The sequence below is a fragment of the Glutamicibacter sp. M10 genome (assembly GCF_025452055.1).
In the GTDB taxonomy this organism is placed as follows: domain Bacteria; phylum Actinomycetota; class Actinomycetes; order Actinomycetales; family Micrococcaceae; genus Glutamicibacter.
The window spans coordinates 1-18,934 of the sequence record NZ_CP104918.1; the positions used below are offsets into that span (position 1 = coordinate 1).

The 18,934-nt window shown below is 53.3% G+C and carries 6 protein-coding genes, 3 tRNA genes and 6 rRNA genes; all 15 read right to left on the minus strand.

Annotation, left to right across the window (positions count from 1 at the left end; all coding sequences use genetic code 11):
• Positions 1 to 130: 130 nt before the first annotated feature.
• Positions 131 to 247 (minus strand): 5S ribosomal RNA (gene rrf, locus N6V40_RS00005).
• A gap of 165 nt (positions 248 to 412) precedes the next feature.
• Positions 413 to 3,547 (minus strand): 23S ribosomal RNA (locus N6V40_RS00010).
• 329 nt (positions 3,548 to 3,876) lie between these two features.
• The gene (locus N6V40_RS00015) at positions 3,877 to 4,203 is read right to left on the minus strand and encodes a hypothetical protein (protein ID WP_262198064.1); all 327 of its coding nucleotides are present in this window, start codon (positions 4,201 to 4,203) and stop codon (positions 3,877 to 3,879) included.
• A gap of 20 nt (positions 4,204 to 4,223) precedes the next feature.
• Positions 4,224 to 5,748, minus strand: a 16S ribosomal RNA gene (locus tag N6V40_RS00020).
• Together the 16S, 23S and 5S rRNA genes form the textbook arrangement of a ribosomal RNA operon.
• Before the next feature lie 2,058 nt (positions 5,749 to 7,806).
• Positions 7,807 to 7,879 (minus strand) — tRNA-Glu (locus N6V40_RS00025).
• Between the two features lie 48 nt (positions 7,880 to 7,927).
• Positions 7,928 to 7,999, minus strand: a tRNA-Gln gene (locus N6V40_RS00030).
• 253 nt (positions 8,000 to 8,252) lie between these two features.
• Positions 8,253 to 8,326 (minus strand) — tRNA-Pro (locus N6V40_RS00035).
• 106 nt (positions 8,327 to 8,432) lie between these two features.
• Positions 8,433 to 8,636: an FAD-linked oxidase C-terminal domain-containing protein gene (locus N6V40_RS00040; protein WP_262198433.1), complete on the minus strand. Its 204-nt coding sequence runs from the start codon at positions 8,634 to 8,636 to the stop codon at positions 8,433 to 8,435.
• Entirely contained in the window at positions 8,546 to 9,808 is a 1,263-nt protein-coding gene (locus tag N6V40_RS00045; RefSeq protein WP_262198435.1) for an FAD-binding oxidoreductase, read from the minus strand. The genes N6V40_RS00040 and N6V40_RS00045 overlap by 91 nt, the downstream gene beginning before the upstream one ends.
• A 474-nt stretch (positions 9,809 to 10,282) precedes the next feature.
• Positions 10,283 to 10,399 (minus strand): 5S ribosomal RNA (gene rrf, locus N6V40_RS00050).
• Positions 10,400 to 10,564: 165 nt separating this feature from the next.
• Positions 10,565 to 13,698: ribosomal RNA gene (locus N6V40_RS00055) — 23S ribosomal RNA — on the minus strand.
• Positions 13,699 to 14,027: 329 nt separating this feature from the next.
• Positions 14,028 to 14,354, minus strand: coding sequence for a hypothetical protein (locus N6V40_RS00060; RefSeq protein ID WP_262198064.1), 327 nt, complete (start codon positions 14,352 to 14,354; stop codon positions 14,028 to 14,030).
• A 20-nt stretch (positions 14,355 to 14,374) separates the two neighbouring features.
• Positions 14,375 to 15,899 (minus strand): 16S ribosomal RNA (locus N6V40_RS00065).
• Positions 15,900 to 16,459: 560 nt separating this feature from the next.
• On the minus strand, positions 16,460 to 17,407 hold the full coding sequence (gene rlmB, locus N6V40_RS00070; RefSeq protein ID WP_131090389.1) for a 23S rRNA (guanosine(2251)-2'-O)-methyltransferase RlmB: 948 nt from the start codon (positions 17,405 to 17,407) through the stop codon (positions 16,460 to 16,462).
• Positions 17,408 to 17,452: 45 nt separating this feature from the next.
• Complete coding sequence (gene cysS / locus N6V40_RS00075) at positions 17,453 to 18,904, minus strand: cysteine--tRNA ligase (protein ID WP_262198437.1); 1,452 nt, start codon at positions 18,902 to 18,904, stop codon at positions 17,453 to 17,455.
• Between the last annotated feature and the right edge of the window lie 30 nt (positions 18,905 to 18,934).

The window sequence follows — 18,934 nt, forward strand, 5'->3', positions numbered from 1 at the left end:
GGAAAAAGGGGGTCGAGCTTCAGCTCAACCCCCTACCAACCAGCAACCAACCCACCGTTGGTGGTTAAACAGGTGAGGCCCCAACCAAAAGGTTAGGGCCTCAAACCAACATTCATCTTTATTAAGTTAAGTCCGGCGGTGACCTACTCTCCCACACCCTCACGAGTGCAGTACCATCGGCGCAGTGGGCCTTAGCTTCCGGGTTCGGTATGGGACCGGGCGTTTCCCCCACGCTATGACCGCCGTAACAATCACGAAGCACACAAACCAATTTTCTGGTGTTGTATGAAACGATGCGACAAAAACTACTTGTCAAGTCTCATGTTTAGTTTCGGTTGTCGAGTTGTTGTCTCGTAACCGCATAGTGAACGCGAACAGCAATGATCTTATTAGTCATTATTGTATATATTGTGTGTTGAAAGTCATCGGCCTATTAGTACAGGTCAGCTACACAAGTCTTTAGTCCTTGCTTCCACATCCTGCCTATCAACCCAGTGGTCTAGCTGGGGGCCTCACACACTCAAGGTGCATGGAAATCTCATCTCGAAGCAGGCTTCCCGCTTAGATGCTTTCAGCGGTTATCCCTTCCCAACGTAGCTAATCAGCGATGCACTTGGCAGTACAACTGACACACCAGAGGTTAGTCCGTCCCGGTCCTCTCGTACTAAGGACAGCCCTTCTCAAATTTCCAACGCGCGCAGCGGATAGGGACCGAACTGTCTCACGACGTTCTAAACCCAGCTCGCGTACCGCTTTAATGGGCGAACAGCCCAACCCTTGGGACCTACTCCAGCCCCAGGATGCGACGAGCCGACATCGAGGTGCCAAACCATGCCGTCGATATGGACTCTTGGGCAAGATCAGCCTGTTATCCCCGAGGTACCTTTTATCCGTTGAGCGACGGCCCTTCCACGAGGTGCCGCCGGATCACTAGTCCCGACTTTCGTCCCTGCTCGAGCTGTCACTCTCACAGTCAAGCTCCCTTGTGCACTTACACTCGACACCTGATTGCCAACCAGGCTGAGGGAACCTTTGGGCGCCTCCGTTACATTTTAGGAGGCAACCGCCCCAGTTAAACTACCCATCAGGCACTGTCCCTGAACCAGATCATGGTCCGAAGTTAGGTGACCGGTACAGCCAGAGTGGTATTTCAACGATGACTCCACCTGAACTAGCGTCCAAGCTTCACAGTCTCCCACCTATCCTACACAAGCTGCACCGAACACCAATACCAAACTATAGTAAAGGTCTCGGGGTCTTTCCGTCCTGCTGCGCGTAACGAGCATCTTTACTCGTACTGCAATTTCGCCGAGTTCATGGTTGAGACAGCGGGGAAGTCGTTACTCCATTCGTGCAGGTCGGAACTTACCCGACAAGGAATTTCGCTACCTTAGGATGGTTATAGTTACCACCGCCGTTTACTGGGGCTTAAATTCTCAGCTTCGCAACAAGTTGCTAACCGGTCCTCTTAACCTTCCAGCACCGGGCAGGAGTCAGTCCGTATACATCGTCTTGCGACTTCGCACGGACCTGTGTTTTTAGTAAACAGTCGCTTCCCCCTGGTCTCTGCGGCCCACACCCGCTCACAACTGCAAGAGCTGATCACGGGGCAGGCCCCCTTCTTCCGAAGTTACGGGGGCATTTTGCCGAGTTCCTTAACCATGATTCTCTCGATCGCCTTAGTATTCTCTACCTGATCACCTGTGTCGGTTTGGGGTACGGGCGGCTGGGACCTCGCGCCGATGCTTTTCTAGGCAGCATAGGATCACCGAATCACCCACCAAAGTGGGCGCCTATCAGGTCTCAGACATCATGAACCGCGGATTTACCTACGACTCGTCCTACACCCTTGGACCAGGTCAATTCCATTGCCTGGCTCGGCTACCTTCCTGCGTCACACCTGTTAATACGCTGACCTCACTGCATCGGTTCCCACCACATCAACCAACAAAAACACCCGAAGGCATCAACAATTGGAATCCATCATGGTTAGCATCAACAGCTCAGTATGGGCGGTCCTTCGCCGGTACGGGAATATCAACCCGTTATCCATCGACTACGCCTGTCGGCCTCGCCTTAGGCCCCGACTAACCCAGGGCAGATTAGCTTAACCCTGGAACCCTTGATCATTCGGCGGACGGGTTTCTCACCCGTCATTCGCTACTCATGCCTGCATTCTCACTCGTATAGCGTCCACCGCTGGTTTACACCGCGACTTCACCCGCTATACGACGCTCCCCTACCCATCCAAACGCCCAATCCGAAGACCAAGCAAATATTTGAATGACGCAACTTCGGCGGTGTGCTTGAGCCCCGCTACATTATCGGCGCGGAATCACTTGACCAGTGAGCTATTACGCACTCTTTCAAGGGTGGCTGCTTCTAAGCCAACCTCCTGGTTGTCAAAGCAACTCCACATCCTTTCCCACTTAGCACACGCTTAGGGGCCTTAGTTGGCGTTCTGGGCTGTTTCCCTCTCGACTATGAAGCTTATCCCCCACAGTCTCACTGCTACGCTCTCACTTACCGGCATTCGGAGTTTGGCTAACGTCAGTAACCTTGTAGGGCCCATTAGCTATCCAGTAGCTCTACCTCCGGTAAGAAACACGTAACGCTGCACCTAAATGCATTTCGGGGAGAACCAGCTATCACGAAGTTTGATTGGCCTTTCACCCCTACCCACAGCTCATCCCCTCCATTTTCAACTGAAGTGGGTTCGGTCCTCCACACGCTCTTACACGCGCTTCAACCTGGCCATGGGTAGATCACTTCGCTTCGGGTCTAGATCACGCCACTCAAACGCCCTATTCAGACTCGCTTTCGCTACGGCTTCCCCACACGGGTTAACCTCGCGACGTAACACTAACTCGCAGGCTCATTCTTCAAAAGGCACGCCATCACCCAGGAACAAGTCCCAGGCTCTAACGGATTGTAAGCGCACGGTTTCAGGTACTATTTCACTCCCCTCCCGGGGTACTTTTCACCATTCCCTCACGGTACTGATTCACTATCGGTCATCAAGTAGTATTCAGGCTTACCAGGTGGTCCTGGCAGATTCACACAAGGTTTCACGGGCCCCGTGCTACTCGGGTATCAACACTAGAACGGCAGACACGCATTACACCTACGGGACTATCACCCTCTATGGTCCGGCATTCCAACCGATTCACCTATACGCCTGCACCTCATCCCACCAGCAAGATAGCGCTGGTACATGTCAACCCCACAACCCCGATGATGCAACGCCTATCCGCTATCACACACCAACCGGTTTAGCCCCATCCGCGTTCGCTCGCCACTACTAACGGAATCACTATTGTTTTCTCTTCCTGCGGGTACTGAGATGTTTCACTTCCCCGCGTTCCCTCCACACAGCCTATACATTCAGCTGCAGGTCACACCACATAACATGGTGCGGGGTTCCCCCATTCGGAAATCCTGGTCTCAACGTCCGGTTATCGACTCCACCAGGCTTATCGCAGATTCCCACGTCCTTCATCGGCTCTTGATGCCAAGGCATCCACCGTGCGCCCTTAAAAACTTCAACACAAAACAAAGTTCTCAGAATTGAGCAATAAAACAATCTAACAAAATCACACAGACAAGACTCAAACACCCCACAACCCAAGGAAAAAGGGTCATAAGACTCATCTCATCTGCAAGATGCTCGCGTTCACTATACAGTTCCCAAACAACAACCCCACACCCCCACAAACACACCCACCAACAACAACCCAAAAGGACCATTGCTCGTACCGAGCATGCCTGCAGCAAACACAGGACAAACACCGAAACACCAAGAACCCCGCCACCCAAGAAGACAATCAACCAACCATCACAACACCAACCCCAAAAGGCCAGCACCGCAACACTTGATCAAATCATCCACCAGGGACGGAGGCTTGTTGCCTCAAAACCCAACAGCATGCCAAACCATACAAACCACACACCATCAACACCCACATTCCAACACCACCACCACACACCAACAAACCCACCCAAAAGGACGGATTCATTCATGTGAAGTAACAATGCGTACTCGCAAGCACCAACACCATACAGCCACAGCCAATACCCCGACACACACCCCAACCACTCATAATGAGGACCAGCGTGCACACGTTTTCCAGTATTGAGTTCATTGATATTCCACCCATGAGCAACCCACCCGTACAACACTCGTGCACAGACATGGGCAACCATAATAATGGTTAGCTCCTTAGAAAGGAGGTGATCCAGCCGCACCTTCCGGTACGGCTACCTTGTTACGACTTAGTCCCAATCGCCAGTCCCACCTTCGACGACTCCCCCACACAAGGTGGTTAGGCCATCGGCTTCGGGTGTTACCAACTTTCGTGACTTGACGGGCGGTGTGTACAAGGCCCGGGAACGTATTCACCGCAGCGTTGCTGATCTGCGATTACTAGCGACTCCGACTTCATGGGGTCGAGTTGCAGACCCCAATCCGAACTGAGACCGGCTTTTAGGGATTAGCTCCACCTCACAGTATCGCAACCCATTGTACCGGCCATTGTAGCATGCGTGAAGCCCAAGACATAAGGGGCATGATGATTTGACGTCATCCCCACCTTCCTCCGAGTTGACCCCGGCAGTCTCCCATGAGTCCCCACCACTACGTGCTGGCAACATGGAACGAGGGTTGCGCTCGTTGCGGGACTTAACCCAACATCTCACGACACGAGCTGACGACAACCATGCACCACCTGTGAACCAGCCCCGAAGGGAAACCCCATCTCTGAGGCGGTCTGGCACATGTCAAGCCTTGGTAAGGTTCTTCGCGTTGCATCGAATTAATCCGCATGCTCCGCCGCTTGTGCGGGCCCCCGTCAATTCCTTTGAGTTTTAGCCTTGCGGCCGTACTCCCCAGGCGGGGCACTTAATGCGTTAGCTACGGCGCGGAAAACGTGGAATGTCCCCCACACCTAGTGCCCAACGTTTACGGCATGGACTACCAGGGTATCTAATCCTGTTCGCTCCCCATGCTTTCGCTCCTCAGCGTCAGTAAATGCCCAGAGACCTGCCTTCGCCATCGGTGTTCCTCCTGATATCTGCGCATTTCACCGCTACACCAGGAATTCCAGTCTCCCCTACATCACTCTAGTCTGCCCGTACCCACCGCAGATCCGAGGTTGAGCCTCGGACTTTCACGGCAGACGCGACAAACCGCCTACGAGCTCTTTACGCCCAATAAATCCGGATAACGCTTGCGCCCTACGTATTACCGCGGCTGCTGGCACGTAGTTAGCCGGCGCTTCTTCTGCAGGTACCGTCACTTTCGCTTCTTCCCTACTGAAAGAGGTTTACAACCCGAAGGCCGTCATCCCTCACGCGGCGTCGCTGCATCAGGCTTTCGCCCATTGTGCAATATTCCCCACTGCTGCCTCCCGTAGGAGTCTGGGCCGTGTCTCAGTCCCAGTGTGGCCGGTCACCCTCTCAGGCCGGCTACCCGTCGTCGCCTTGGTGAGCCATTACCTCACCAACAAGCTGATAGGCCGCGAGTCCATCCCCCACCGATAAATCTTTCAACAACCCACCATGCGGTAAGAAGTCATATCCGGTATTAGACCCAGTTTCCCGGGCTTATCCCAAAGTCGGGGGCAGGTTACTCACGTGTTACTCACCCGTTCGCCACTAATCACCCGTGCAAGCACGGGGTCATCGTTCGACTTGCATGTGTTAAACACGCCGCCAGCGTTCATCCTGAGCCAGGATCAAACTCTCCATAAAAAAATAAAAAGCCATCAGCAACCCCTCGGAAAATAAGGGCGAAACCAATGAAGTCCTGGCGAATAAAAAACACTCAAGAACATCACACGGGGGTGCAATGCCTCAAGCAAATGTTATGTATTCACCAAATAAAATAAATATTCGGTATCAACAAACTTGGCACACTATTGAGTTCTCAAACAACAAACACTTACCGGTTCTCCATAAATCCATAATTGGATTATGTTATCGTCCAGCGTTATATTTTTTCAGAAATTAGACGCTCAAAAATACTTGAGCTTTTTCTGAGTGATTGTCGCCCGAATCGGTACCAGCTTTGAAGCTAACCTCGTTGCGGCGACAGATAAAAACTATACACGGGAATCCGAGAGGTTACAAATCGGATGGCTTGTTTTTAAGGTGACTGTGGTTACATCCGTTCGTGCCCGTTTCTGACGCACCCGAACTTGCCCGCCCTTGATACTTCTTCGAAGCAAAATGTGCCTACATCAGCTTGTGCCACTGCACGCAAAGATCGTCATTATTAGCCGGCCTCTAGCAGTCGACGTAAAGCGAACACGGCTGAAGCTTCATTCGCTCATGGTCTCTCACTACAAACCAGGGGCATCCCTAAAAAGCAGAAGTTGATGTTAATTCGTTGCCGCAGAGCTCGTTTAGTGACATGCGCGGTTCTTTAGCGGACATCAGGATCAACTGGCTCCTGCTCCATCATCGACAGTTGGGCTACACACAGTGGTGCTCACCGGTGGCCAACTTGTCTCAGCAGCTGCTGGCATTACGGTCCGTACACATCAATTCAATTCCGAGCGAGTAGAACGTGCGTACCTGTCGGTTGGCCGACCGCTGGAATATCTGATCTAGCCATACTCATAAAACGCCGGCTTAGCGCGGCCCGATCCGATAGACCCGACGGCCCGAGCATGGCGCCACAAGTGCTTCTGGGTAAGAGGGTCTGCCCCAACGAAGTTGAAGCAGACTTAGAACAGCAGGACTCCATTGAAGTTAGATTCTCTACTGCAACAAACTGGCTGATTGGTTCCGCAAATCCTGTCAAGCCAATCTTGAGTCACTTACCGCTGCTTGAGAAACACATACTCTCTAGCGCAGCGACTTAGCGTAATCATAAAAAGAGTGCCACGTGCCTAAGGGTTCTTACACGACAACGAGTCAGAGACAGGATGTCTGTCTCGACAACTATGCGCCAGACTTTTCCTGTATGGATCCACTTCAGTGCTTACGGCTTACGGCTTACGGCTTACGGCTTACGGCTTACGGCTTACGGCTTACGGCTTACGGCTTACGGCTTACGGCTTACGGCTTACGGCGCAAGCTATCAACGGCAAGAGCCCTGGGGCAACGAATCTACAATTCTGATTCTTCAGCAACAGCCAGCGAGAACGAATCTGGGGAGGAGAACAAATCTGGGGAGCAAAGGTCGTCATTCTTCGCTTCACCCTATATCTGGCGCAATAGTTTCCACTCTGCTGCAAAGCTCTAGACGCAGGATATGTATCTTCGATTCTGAAACCCCTCAGAGTATTAGCTTTCCCGTAGCGAGGCCCTCCGCGTTTCAAAGATGAACGGAGGCTCCGCTTGGGGGCAGCCACTGCCATCGATACAAGCCATAAACGTTAGCGACGTTCTAGCCTTCCACAGGAAATTCAGCTTCTCCGGACAAACATCTCGCCGCTACTAGACTGCGGTGGAACTACCGGTCTGCTTTCACCTATATACGAGCGCCAAACACATCAGTGTCCGACATCGTTGCCTTCATGCGGCGCTGCATTGCCGGGGCACCATACGGTGGGGATCAATTTCCCAAAGGGCTGATTAAGTGCCAAAAAGGTGTACAGAAAGCACCTAAAACATATAACCACTAGGAATAACACGACGAACACATGTTCTACGGCTTACACCGGCAGCGTAGCTCCATTGATTTACCGGGCCAGACGCCCAATCTGGCCCTTGGGTCGGGCTATAGGCCCCGTTACCGATGCCTCAACCGTCAGTGCTTAAACAAAAATATCGCAGAGCATCTGCTCTGCGATATTTGATATGTGACCCCAACGGGATTCGAACCCGTGTTGCCGCCGTGAGAGGGCGGAGTACTAGGCCGCTATACGATGGGGCCGTATGCTGAAGACGCATCTTCAACTCACCAAATTGCTTTGGTGAAGCGCTGGGATACCAGGACTCGAACCTAGAACGACAGAACCAGAAACTGCTGTGTTGCCAATTACACCATATCCCAATGTGCTTTAGTCTTCGTTGGTTGATCAGGAAGACCTGCCAACAACGAATGCCTTAGCACGAGATATAACTATACCTAAAAACTTCCACGAACGCACATTCTGAGGGGGCCAACCTCGAGTGATCTGCAGCTCGTTGGCTTGTCACTTACCCTGCGCCACCGTTTCATCCGCGGCTCACTCGCTCGACGATCCACCGTTCTAGAGCAGTGGGACCCAGTTCAACTGAACTGGGTCCCACAATCTTGCCTTTAGTCGGGATAACAGGATTTGAACCTGCGACCTCGTCGTCCCGAACGACGCGCGCTACCAAACTGCGCCATATCCCGTGATCAAGATCGTTTTTACTCTACACCTCGAGCATCCTGGACACATAATCAATTCAGCGGTTCAAACTAGGTGTATATACTCCTAATTCTCGATCGAGGACTGCGACTAAATCCCCTTGCCTGGATTGAGAATATTCAATGGATCCAACAGCGCCTTGATCGATCGTTGTAGCTGGATAACCTCAGCAGACTGTTCCCACGGAAGCCAGTCTTTCTTGATCAAGCCGATGCCATGCTCACCGGTAATGGTGCCGCCAAGTTCGAGAGCAATTCGAACGGAGCTCTCAACTGCACGTTCAAGACGTTCCAACGGATTTTCCCCTCGTCGGGGTCTACGGAAAAAGTAGGGTGCAGATTGCCATCACCAACATGAGAAATCATGCGCATATCTACATGTTCGGCCTGTGCAACGGCTTGTAATCTGTGCACGTACTCGACCATCTTGCTCTTTGGAATGGCGACATCCTCGCCGGTACGGTAGGCATCATCCTTAGTATCGCCTCGACTAGTTCGACGCATCTCAATTAGCTTGGTAGCTACCTCCGCACCCGAAAGGCTCAACTCGACGTTGTTTCCGTGGAACACCTTACGGATCGCATCCTCCTCGCGGATAGCACCGTAGCCATCTAGCCGGGCGAGCACCATCGCCCCGCCGGCCTTCGCATAGTCAGTTGAATACTGCTTATCTAGTACTCGAAGAGTCGAATTGTCTACCAGTTCAAGAATCGCCGGCTGAATCCGTGCGCGTGCAATGAGTTGGACACCATGAACCGCCTCCTCGAGAGTTGGAAAGAGCAGCGAGATGTCGCGTTCATCCACGGGAAGATAGCGCAATCTGAGAACTGCCCGCACTACAACTCCAAGGGTTCCTTCGGAACCAGTGAATAGAGCCGTTAGATCATATCCGGCTACACCTTTGAAAGTATTCTTGCCTACCCGAATCAGGCGTCCGTCTGAGAGCACGATATCTAAGGAAAGAACCGAGTCTCGGGTTACCCCATACTTAGCGCACCGCAAACCGCCAGCATTCGTTGCAATGTTGCCACCTAAGGTCGACATCTTGTAACTCGCTGGATCTGGAGCATACATCAGTCCGAACTGCTCAACAGCAGAATTCAGTTCATGGTTGATAACACCAGGTTCAACGATGGCCACTTCATCGTCGGGACGGACTTCGATAATCTTGTTCATCCGAGCCAGGTTCAGAATTATGGCATCCCCACGAACATGAACGCCTCCCGAGACACCAGTACCAGCACCACGGCTGATGACTGGAACGCGCAACTCTGTCGCTACACGCATCACATCCTGAACGTGTGAAACTTCCGTAGGGAAAACAACGACTAGTGGCAATGTTGGTTGTACTGCTAGCTGTCCGAAGTCTCTTGAATTCTCAAGCAGCGCTGCATCGTCCAGAACTACCAAGCCTGGAGGCAACGCTGTTTGTAGCATCTCGATCAATTTCGTTTGAACATCAGACATCATTGTCTCCATAGCAGTGGGGGTTTCTAACCTACCCAGAGGCTACGGCCAAAGACAATTGCTCGTTAAGTTCGTGACTGGACGTGTCAGCATTAGCCGTTGTCGAAAGTCCAGGACATCAATCCATTGAGACATACATTCTGGTTACGTACGCGATGAAAGCAAATCGCTGCGCACTCATGGAACCGAGTGGAAAATCTGTCGTCTGCTTCCTGGCACCGGTCAACTAGCCGCCATTTGCAATAGACCTGTGGTTCCTTGAACCTGCCGGCCCCTCAGCCTCGTCGGCTGCTGTAGCCGGAAGCCGTCACCAGTTCGTTAAACAGGAAAAAGGGGTCGAGCTTCAGCTCAACCCCTACCAACCAGCAATCAGCGGCCGACAATCAGCAACCAACCCACCGTTGGTGGTTAAACAGGTGAGGCCCCAACCAAAAGGTTAGGGCCTCAAACCAACATTCATCTTTATTAAGTTAAGTCCGGCGGTGACCTACTCTCCCACACCCTCACGAGTGCAGTACCATCGGCGCAGTGGGCCTTAGCTTCCGGGTTCGGTATGGGACCGGGCGTTTCCCCCACGCTATGACCGCCGTAACAATCACGAAGCACACAAACCAATTTTCTGGTGTTGTATGAAACGATGCGACAAAAACTACTTGTCAAGTCTCATGTTTAGTTTCGGTTGTCGAGTTGTTGTCTCGTAACCGCATAGTGAACGCGAACAGCAATGATCTTATTAGTCATTATTGTATATATTGTGTGTTGAAAGTCATCGGCCTATTAGTACAGGTCAGCTACACAAGTCTTTAGTCCTTGCTTCCACATCCTGCCTATCAACCCAGTGGTCTAGCTGGGGGCCTCACACACTCAAGGTGCATGGAAATCTCATCTCGAAGCAGGCTTCCCGCTTAGATGCTTTCAGCGGTTATCCCTTCCCAACGTAGCTAATCAGCGATGCACTTGGCAGTACAACTGACACACCAGAGGTTAGTCCGTCCCGGTCCTCTCGTACTAAGGACAGCCCTTCTCAAATTTCCAACGCGCGCAGCGGATAGGGACCGAACTGTCTCACGACGTTCTAAACCCAGCTCGCGTACCGCTTTAATGGGCGAACAGCCCAACCCTTGGGACCTACTCCAGCCCCAGGATGCGACGAGCCGACATCGAGGTGCCAAACCATGCCGTCGATATGGACTCTTGGGCAAGATCAGCCTGTTATCCCCGAGGTACCTTTTATCCGTTGAGCGACGGCCCTTCCACGAGGTGCCGCCGGATCACTAGTCCCGACTTTCGTCCCTGCTCGAGCTGTCACTCTCACAGTCAAGCTCCCTTGTGCACTTACACTCGACACCTGATTGCCAACCAGGCTGAGGGAACCTTTGGGCGCCTCCGTTACATTTTAGGAGGCAACCGCCCCAGTTAAACTACCCATCAGGCACTGTCCCTGAACCAGATCATGGTCCGAAGTTAGGTGACCGGTACAGCCAGAGTGGTATTTCAACGATGACTCCACCTGAACTAGCGTCCAAGCTTCACAGTCTCCCACCTATCCTACACAAGCTGCACCGAACACCAATACCAAACTATAGTAAAGGTCTCGGGGTCTTTCCGTCCTGCTGCGCGTAACGAGCATCTTTACTCGTACTGCAATTTCGCCGAGTTCATGGTTGAGACAGCGGGGAAGTCGTTACTCCATTCGTGCAGGTCGGAACTTACCCGACAAGGAATTTCGCTACCTTAGGATGGTTATAGTTACCACCGCCGTTTACTGGGGCTTAAATTCTCAGCTTCGCAACAAGTTGCTAACCGGTCCTCTTAACCTTCCAGCACCGGGCAGGAGTCAGTCCGTATACATCGTCTTGCGACTTCGCACGGACCTGTGTTTTTAGTAAACAGTCGCTTCCCCTGGTCTCTGCGGCCCACACCCGCTCACAACTGCAAGAGCTGATCACGGGGCAGGCCCCCTTCTTCCGAAGTTACGGGGGCATTTTGCCGAGTTCCTTAACCATGATTCTCTCGATCGCCTTAGTATTCTCTACCTGATCACCTGTGTCGGTTTGGGGTACGGGCGGCTGGGACCTCGCGCCGATGCTTTTCTAGGCAGCATAGGATCACCGAATCACCCACCAAAGTGGGCGCCTATCAGGTCTCAGACATCATGAACCGCGGATTTACCTACGACTCGTCCTACACCCTTGGACCAGGTCAATTCCATTGCCTGGCTCGGCTACCTTCCTGCGTCACACCTGTTAATACGCTGACCTCACTGCATCGGTTCCCACCACATCAACCAACAAAAACACCCGAAGGCATCAACAATTGGAATCCATCATGGTTAGCATCAACAGCTCAGTATGGGCGGTCCTTCGCCGGTACGGGAATATCAACCCGTTATCCATCGACTACGCCTGTCGGCCTCGCCTTAGGCCCCGACTAACCCAGGGCAGATTAGCTTAACCCTGGAACCCTTGATCATTCGGCGGACGGGTTTCTCACCCGTCATTCGCTACTCATGCCTGCATTCTCACTCGTATAGCGTCCACCGCTGGTTTACACCGCGACTTCACCCGCTATACGACGCTCCCCTACCCATCCAAACGCCCAATCCGAAGACCAAGCAAATATTTGAATGACGCAACTTCGGCGGTGTGCTTGAGCCCCGCTACATTATCGGCGCGGAATCACTTGACCAGTGAGCTATTACGCACTCTTTCAAGGGTGGCTGCTTCTAAGCCAACCTCCTGGTTGTCAAAGCAACTCCACATCCTTTCCCACTTAGCACACGCTTAGGGGCCTTAGTTGGCGTTCTGGGCTGTTTCCCTCTCGACTATGAAGCTTATCCCCCACAGTCTCACTGCTACGCTCTCACTTACCGGCATTCGGAGTTTGGCTAACGTCAGTAACCTTGTAGGGCCCATTAGCTATCCAGTAGCTCTACCTCCGGTAAGAAACACGTAACGCTGCACCTAAATGCATTTCGGGGAGAACCAGCTATCACGAAGTTTGATTGGCCTTTCACCCCTACCCACAGCTCATCCCCTCCATTTTCAACTGAAGTGGGTTCGGTCCTCCACACGCTCTTACACGCGCTTCAACCTGGCCATGGGTAGATCACTTCGCTTCGGGTCTAGATCACGCCACTCAAACGCCCTATTCAGACTCGCTTTCGCTACGGCTTCCCCACACGGGTTAACCTCGCGACGTAACACTAACTCGCAGGCTCATTCTTCAAAAGGCACGCCATCACCCAGGAACAAGTCCCAGGCTCTAACGGATTGTAAGCGCACGGTTTCAGGTACTATTTCACTCCCCTCCCGGGGTACTTTTCACCATTCCCTCACGGTACTGATTCACTATCGGTCATCAAGTAGTATTCAGGCTTACCAGGTGGTCCTGGCAGATTCACACAAGGTTTCACGGGCCCCGTGCTACTCGGGTATCAACACTAGAACGGCAGACACGCATTACACCTACGGGACTATCACCCTCTATGGTCCGGCATTCCAACCGATTCACCTATACGCCTGCACCTCATCCCACCAGCAAGATAGCGCTGGTACATGTCAACCCCACAACCCCGATGATGCAACGCCTATCCGCTATCACACACCAACCGGTTTAGCCCCATCCGCGTTCGCTCGCCACTACTAACGGAATCACTATTGTTTTCTCTTCCTGCGGGTACTGAGATGTTTCACTTCCCCGCGTTCCCTCCACACAGCCTATACATTCAGCTGCAGGTCACACCACATAACATGGTGCGGGGTTCCCCCATTCGGAAATCCTGGTCTCAACGTCCGGTTATCGACTCCACCAGGCTTATCGCAGATTCCCACGTCCTTCATCGGCTCTTGATGCCAAGGCATCCACCGTGCGCCCTTAAAAACTTCAACACAAAACAAAGTTCTCAGAATTGAGCAATAAAACAATCTAACAAAATCACACAGACAAGACTCAAACACCCCACAACCCAAGGAAAAAGGGTCATAAGACTCATCTCATCTGCAAGATGCTCGCGTTCACTATACAGTTCCCAAACAACAACCCCACACCCCCACAAACACACCCACCAACAACAACCCAAAAGGACCATTGCTCGTACCGAGCATGCCTGCAGCAAACACAGGACAAACACCGAAACACCAAGAACCCCGCCACCCAAGAAGACAATCAACCAACCATCACAACACCAACCCCAAAAGGCCAGCACCGCAACACTTGATCAAATCATCCACCAGGGACGGAGGCTTGTTGCCTCAAAACCCAACAGCATGCCAAACCATACAAACCACACACCATCAACACCCACATTCCAACACCACCACCACACACCAACAAACCCACCCAAAAGGACGGATTCATTCATGTGAAGTAACAATGCGTACTCGCAAGCACCAACACCATACAGCCACAGCCAATACCCCGACACACACCCCAACCACTCATAATGAGGACCAGCGTGCACACGTTTTCCAGTATTGAGTTCATTGATATTCCACCCATGAGCAACCCACCCGTACAACACTCGTGCACAGACATGGGCAACCATAATAATGGTTAGCTCCTTAGAAAGGAGGTGATCCAGCCGCACCTTCCGGTACGGCTACCTTGTTACGACTTAGTCCCAATCGCCAGTCCCACCTTCGACGACTCCCCCACACAAGGTGGTTAGGCCATCGGCTTCGGGTGTTACCAACTTTCGTGACTTGACGGGCGGTGTGTACAAGGCCCGGGAACGTATTCACCGCAGCGTTGCTGATCTGCGATTACTAGCGACTCCGACTTCATGGGGTCGAGTTGCAGACCCCAATCCGAACTGAGACCGGCTTTTAGGGATTAGCTCCACCTCACAGTATCGCAACCCATTGTACCGGCCATTGTAGCATGCGTGAAGCCCAAGACATAAGGGGCATGATGATTTGACGTCATCCCCACCTTCCTCCGAGTTGACCCCGGCAGTCTCCCATGAGTCCCCACCACTACGTGCTGGCAACATGGAACGAGGGTTGCGCTCGTTGCGGGACTTAACCCAACATCTCACGACACGAGCTGACGACAACCATGCACCACCTGTGAACCAGCCCCGAAGGGAAACCCCATCTCTGAGGCGGTCTGGCACATGTCAAGCCTTGGTAAGGTTCTTCGCGTTGCATCGAATTAATCCGCATGCTCCGCCGCTTGTGCGGGCCCCCGTCAATTCCTTTGAGTTTTAGCCTTGCGGCCGTACTCCCCAGGCGGGGCACTTAATGCGTTAGCTACGGCGCGGAAAACGTGGAATGTCCCCCACACCTAGTGCCCAACGTTTACGGCATGGACTACCAGGGTATCTAATCCTGTTCGCTCCCCATGCTTTCGCTCCTCAGCGTCAGTAAATGCCCAGAGACCTGCCTTCGCCATCGGTGTTCCTCCTGATATCTGCGCATTTCACCGCTACACCAGGAATTCCAGTCTCCCCTACATCACTCTAGTCTGCCCGTACCCACCGCAGATCCGAGGTTGAGCCTCGGACTTTCACGGCAGACGCGACAAACCGCCTACGAGCTCTTTACGCCCAATAAATCCGGATAACGCTTGCGCCCTACGTATTACCGCGGCTGCTGGCACGTAGTTAGCCGGCGCTTCTTCTGCAGGTACCGTCACTTTCGCTTCTTCCCTACTGAAAGAGGTTTACAACCCGAAGGCCGTCATCCCTCACGCGGCGTCGCTGCATCAGGCTTTCGCCCATTGTGCAATATTCCCCACTGCTGCCTCCCGTAGGAGTCTGGGCCGTGTCTCAGTCCCAGTGTGGCCGGTCACCCTCTCAGGCCGGCTACCCGTCGTCGCCTTGGTGAGCCATTACCTCACCAACAAGCTGATAGGCCGCGAGTCCATCCCCCACCGATAAATCTTTCAACAACCCACCATGCGGTAAGAAGTCATATCCGGTATTAGACCCAGTTTCCCGGGCTTATCCCAAAGTCGGGGGCAGGTTACTCACGTGTTACTCACCCGTTCGCCACTAATCACCCGTGCAAGCACGGGGTCATCGTTCGACTTGCATGTGTTAAACACGCCGCCAGCGTTCATCCTGAGCCAGGATCAAACTCTCCATAAAAAATAAAAAGCCATCAGCAACCCCTCGGAAAATAAGGGCGAAACCAATGAAGTCCTGGCGAATAAAAAACACTCAAGAACATCACACGGGGGTGCAATGCCTCAAGCAAATGTTATGTATTCACCAAATAAAATAAATATTCGGTATCAACAAACTTGGCACACTATTGAGTTCTCAAACAACAAACACTCTCGACACCACAACCACCACTTCTCAGTGACTGCTTCGCTCCGGAGCAACTTTTCAAGCTTACCACCGCGTCAACCAAAGTCAACTCGATGTTTCCAGCTTGTTTACCCCACTGTTTCTTTCAGACCTTTTCGGCCCGTCCGGATCAGCGGCGCGAGATAAGACTCTACACGGATTCCCGCCCGGCGCAAAATCGGCCAGTACAACCCATTTAGGACCCAAAAACGCCGACATTTCGCGCTTTTAGAGCTCTCCGAGGTGAACTCTGCTCAAAAACAACTGAAATTTGTTGTTATGAAGCGGGTCACCCTACACAAAATGGGTTGTCACTTGTCCTGGACAAGTGACAACCCATTGAGGATCGTGGCAGGCTACTTCGCTTGTGCCTTGCGCAAGCGAGAGACCTCGTAAAGCGAGATGCCTACGGCCATCGAAGCGTTCAACGACTCCATGGCCGAATCGATCGGGATGGAAACGATTGCGTCGCAGTTCTCGCGGACCAGTCGTGAAAGACCCTTCCCCTCAGAACCAACAACGATGCACAGTGGGCCGGTGGCTAACTCGAAGTTAGGCAGATCCATATCTCCGCCGGCGTCAAGGCCGATCACGAAGATACCAGCGGCCTTGATTTCCTTCAGTGCGCTGGTCAAATTAGTGCACTTAGCTACTGGTACGCGAACTGCAGCACCCGCACTGGTCTTCCAAGCGGAGGCAGTCATGCCAACACTTCGGCGTTCCGGAATGATGACACCGTCGGCGCCGAAGGCCGAAGCCGAACGAACGATCGCACCGAGGTTACGTGGGTCGGTGATGCCATCCAAGGCCAGCAACAGTGGCTGCGACGTGGTGTAGCCACGGTCGTAATCCTTGATGGTTTTGGTTGCCAACTGAACGGCGTCCTTGTACTCGTAGGCAGGGATCTGCAGGGCCATGCCCTGGTGGATCGCGCCGTCGGTCATGCGATCAAGCTCTGGCTTTGAAGCTTCCATCAAGGGAATGCCCTGAGCTGCAGCAAGCTTGAGCGATTCGCGCACGCGGTCATCAACCTCGATGCGGATCGCCACGTGCAGTGCCTTGACCGGGATGCCAGCGCGCAGTGCTTCAACAACAGAGTTTCGACCGGTGACAAATTCTGCGTTGACCTTGATGCGGTCGGTGCGCTTGGCCGTGGAGCGCTTAGCGGCCGAACGCTCAGCAAGCTGCTTGCTTCGGTACGCCTTGTGGTACGGACGGTCTTCGGCCTTGGGAGTTGGGCCGCGACCCTCTAGGGAACTGCGTCCCTTGCCGCCACTACCCTTGGTTGGGCCCTTTTTGCTCATGGTGTTTGTCCTTAAAGTTGAGTTTTGGTTCAGCCGTTGAAACGGCTAGTTGTCTAATGTCCAGCGGGCACCGTCTGCTGAGTCAGCAACGATGATGCCAGCGGAGGCCAATGCGTCACGGATAGCATCCGAGCGTGACCAGTCCTTGGCCGCGCGAGCCTGCGCACGTTCTGCCAGCTGCGACTGGATCAACTGATCCAATGCTTCGTGCTCCGCGCTTGCCTGCGAGTTTTTGGTGTTCCCTGCATCGTCTAAGCCCAGAACCTGGGTCATGGCCAACACCTGTCCGAGCGCTTGCTCGGTCGCTGCATTGTCGTGGGCTTCTAGGGATGCGTTGCCCTGACGAACCGCTTCGTGCAGTGCGGCTAATGCCATGGGAACGTTGAGGTCATCATCCATTGCGGCGCCAAAGGCCGTTGGCACTTGCGTAGCCTGAATCGAATCGGCGCCAGCGCCCAAACGATACTGTGCATTGGAGATGAAAGTATCGATCCGTTCCACCGCGGCCCGTGCTTCAGCCAGCGAATCCGGACGGTAGTCCAGCATGGAACGGTACTGTGCTTGCCCAAGGAAGTAGCGCACCACGCGGGCGTCGGCCAGGGCCAGCATTTCTTCGGGCGAGATGGTGTTGCCGATCGACTTGGACATCTTTTCACCCTCGTAGGTGACCATGCCGTTGTGCATCCAGAAGTTCGCAAAACCGTGACCGGCCGCGTTGGACTGCGCCATCTCGTTCTCATGGTGCGGGAATCGTAGGTCCAATCCCCCGCCGTGGATGTCGAATTCGGTGCCGAGGTACTTGCCGGCCATCGCCGAGCACTCTAGGTGCCAGCCGGGACGACCGCGTCCCCATGGGCTTGGCCAGGATGCGGTAGCTGGGTCGGACTCCTTATGGCCCTTCCACAGGGCAAAGTCGCGAGCATCTTTTTTGCCTCGTGGGTCAGCGTCGGTAGCCCCCTGCATGTCGTTGATGTTCTGGCGGGTCAGCGCACCGTAGGGGGCAAAGGAGCGCACATTAAAATAGACGTCCCCGGAGTCATCGGTTGCCGGGTAAGCATGTCCGCGCTCGATCAACGTGGCGATCAGCTCGTGCATTTCGGTGATGTGCCCGGTGGCGCGTGGCTCATAGGTCGGACGACGTACACCCAACGCTTGGTACGCGCGGGCAAATTCTTGTTCAAAGCGGTAGGCCAGAGCGAACCATTCTTCGCGCGGCTGGTAGTACTCATCGGCCTGGAAATCCTCGGCAAAAGACTTCGCCGATTTTTCCAAGATCTTGTCGTCGATGTCGGTCACGTTGCGCACCGTGGTTACTGCGAAGCCACGGTATTCAAGCCAGCGGACCAAAACATCAAAAACGATAGCGCTACGAACATGGCCCACGTGCGGCATTCCTTGCACGGTGGCGCCACAGTAGTACAGCTTGACTTCGCCGTCGTTTAACGGCTGGAAGTCACGTACAGATGCTGTTTTGGTGTCATAGAATCGCAGGCTCACGTCGTTAAGGTTATCCGATGGATGCAGCCT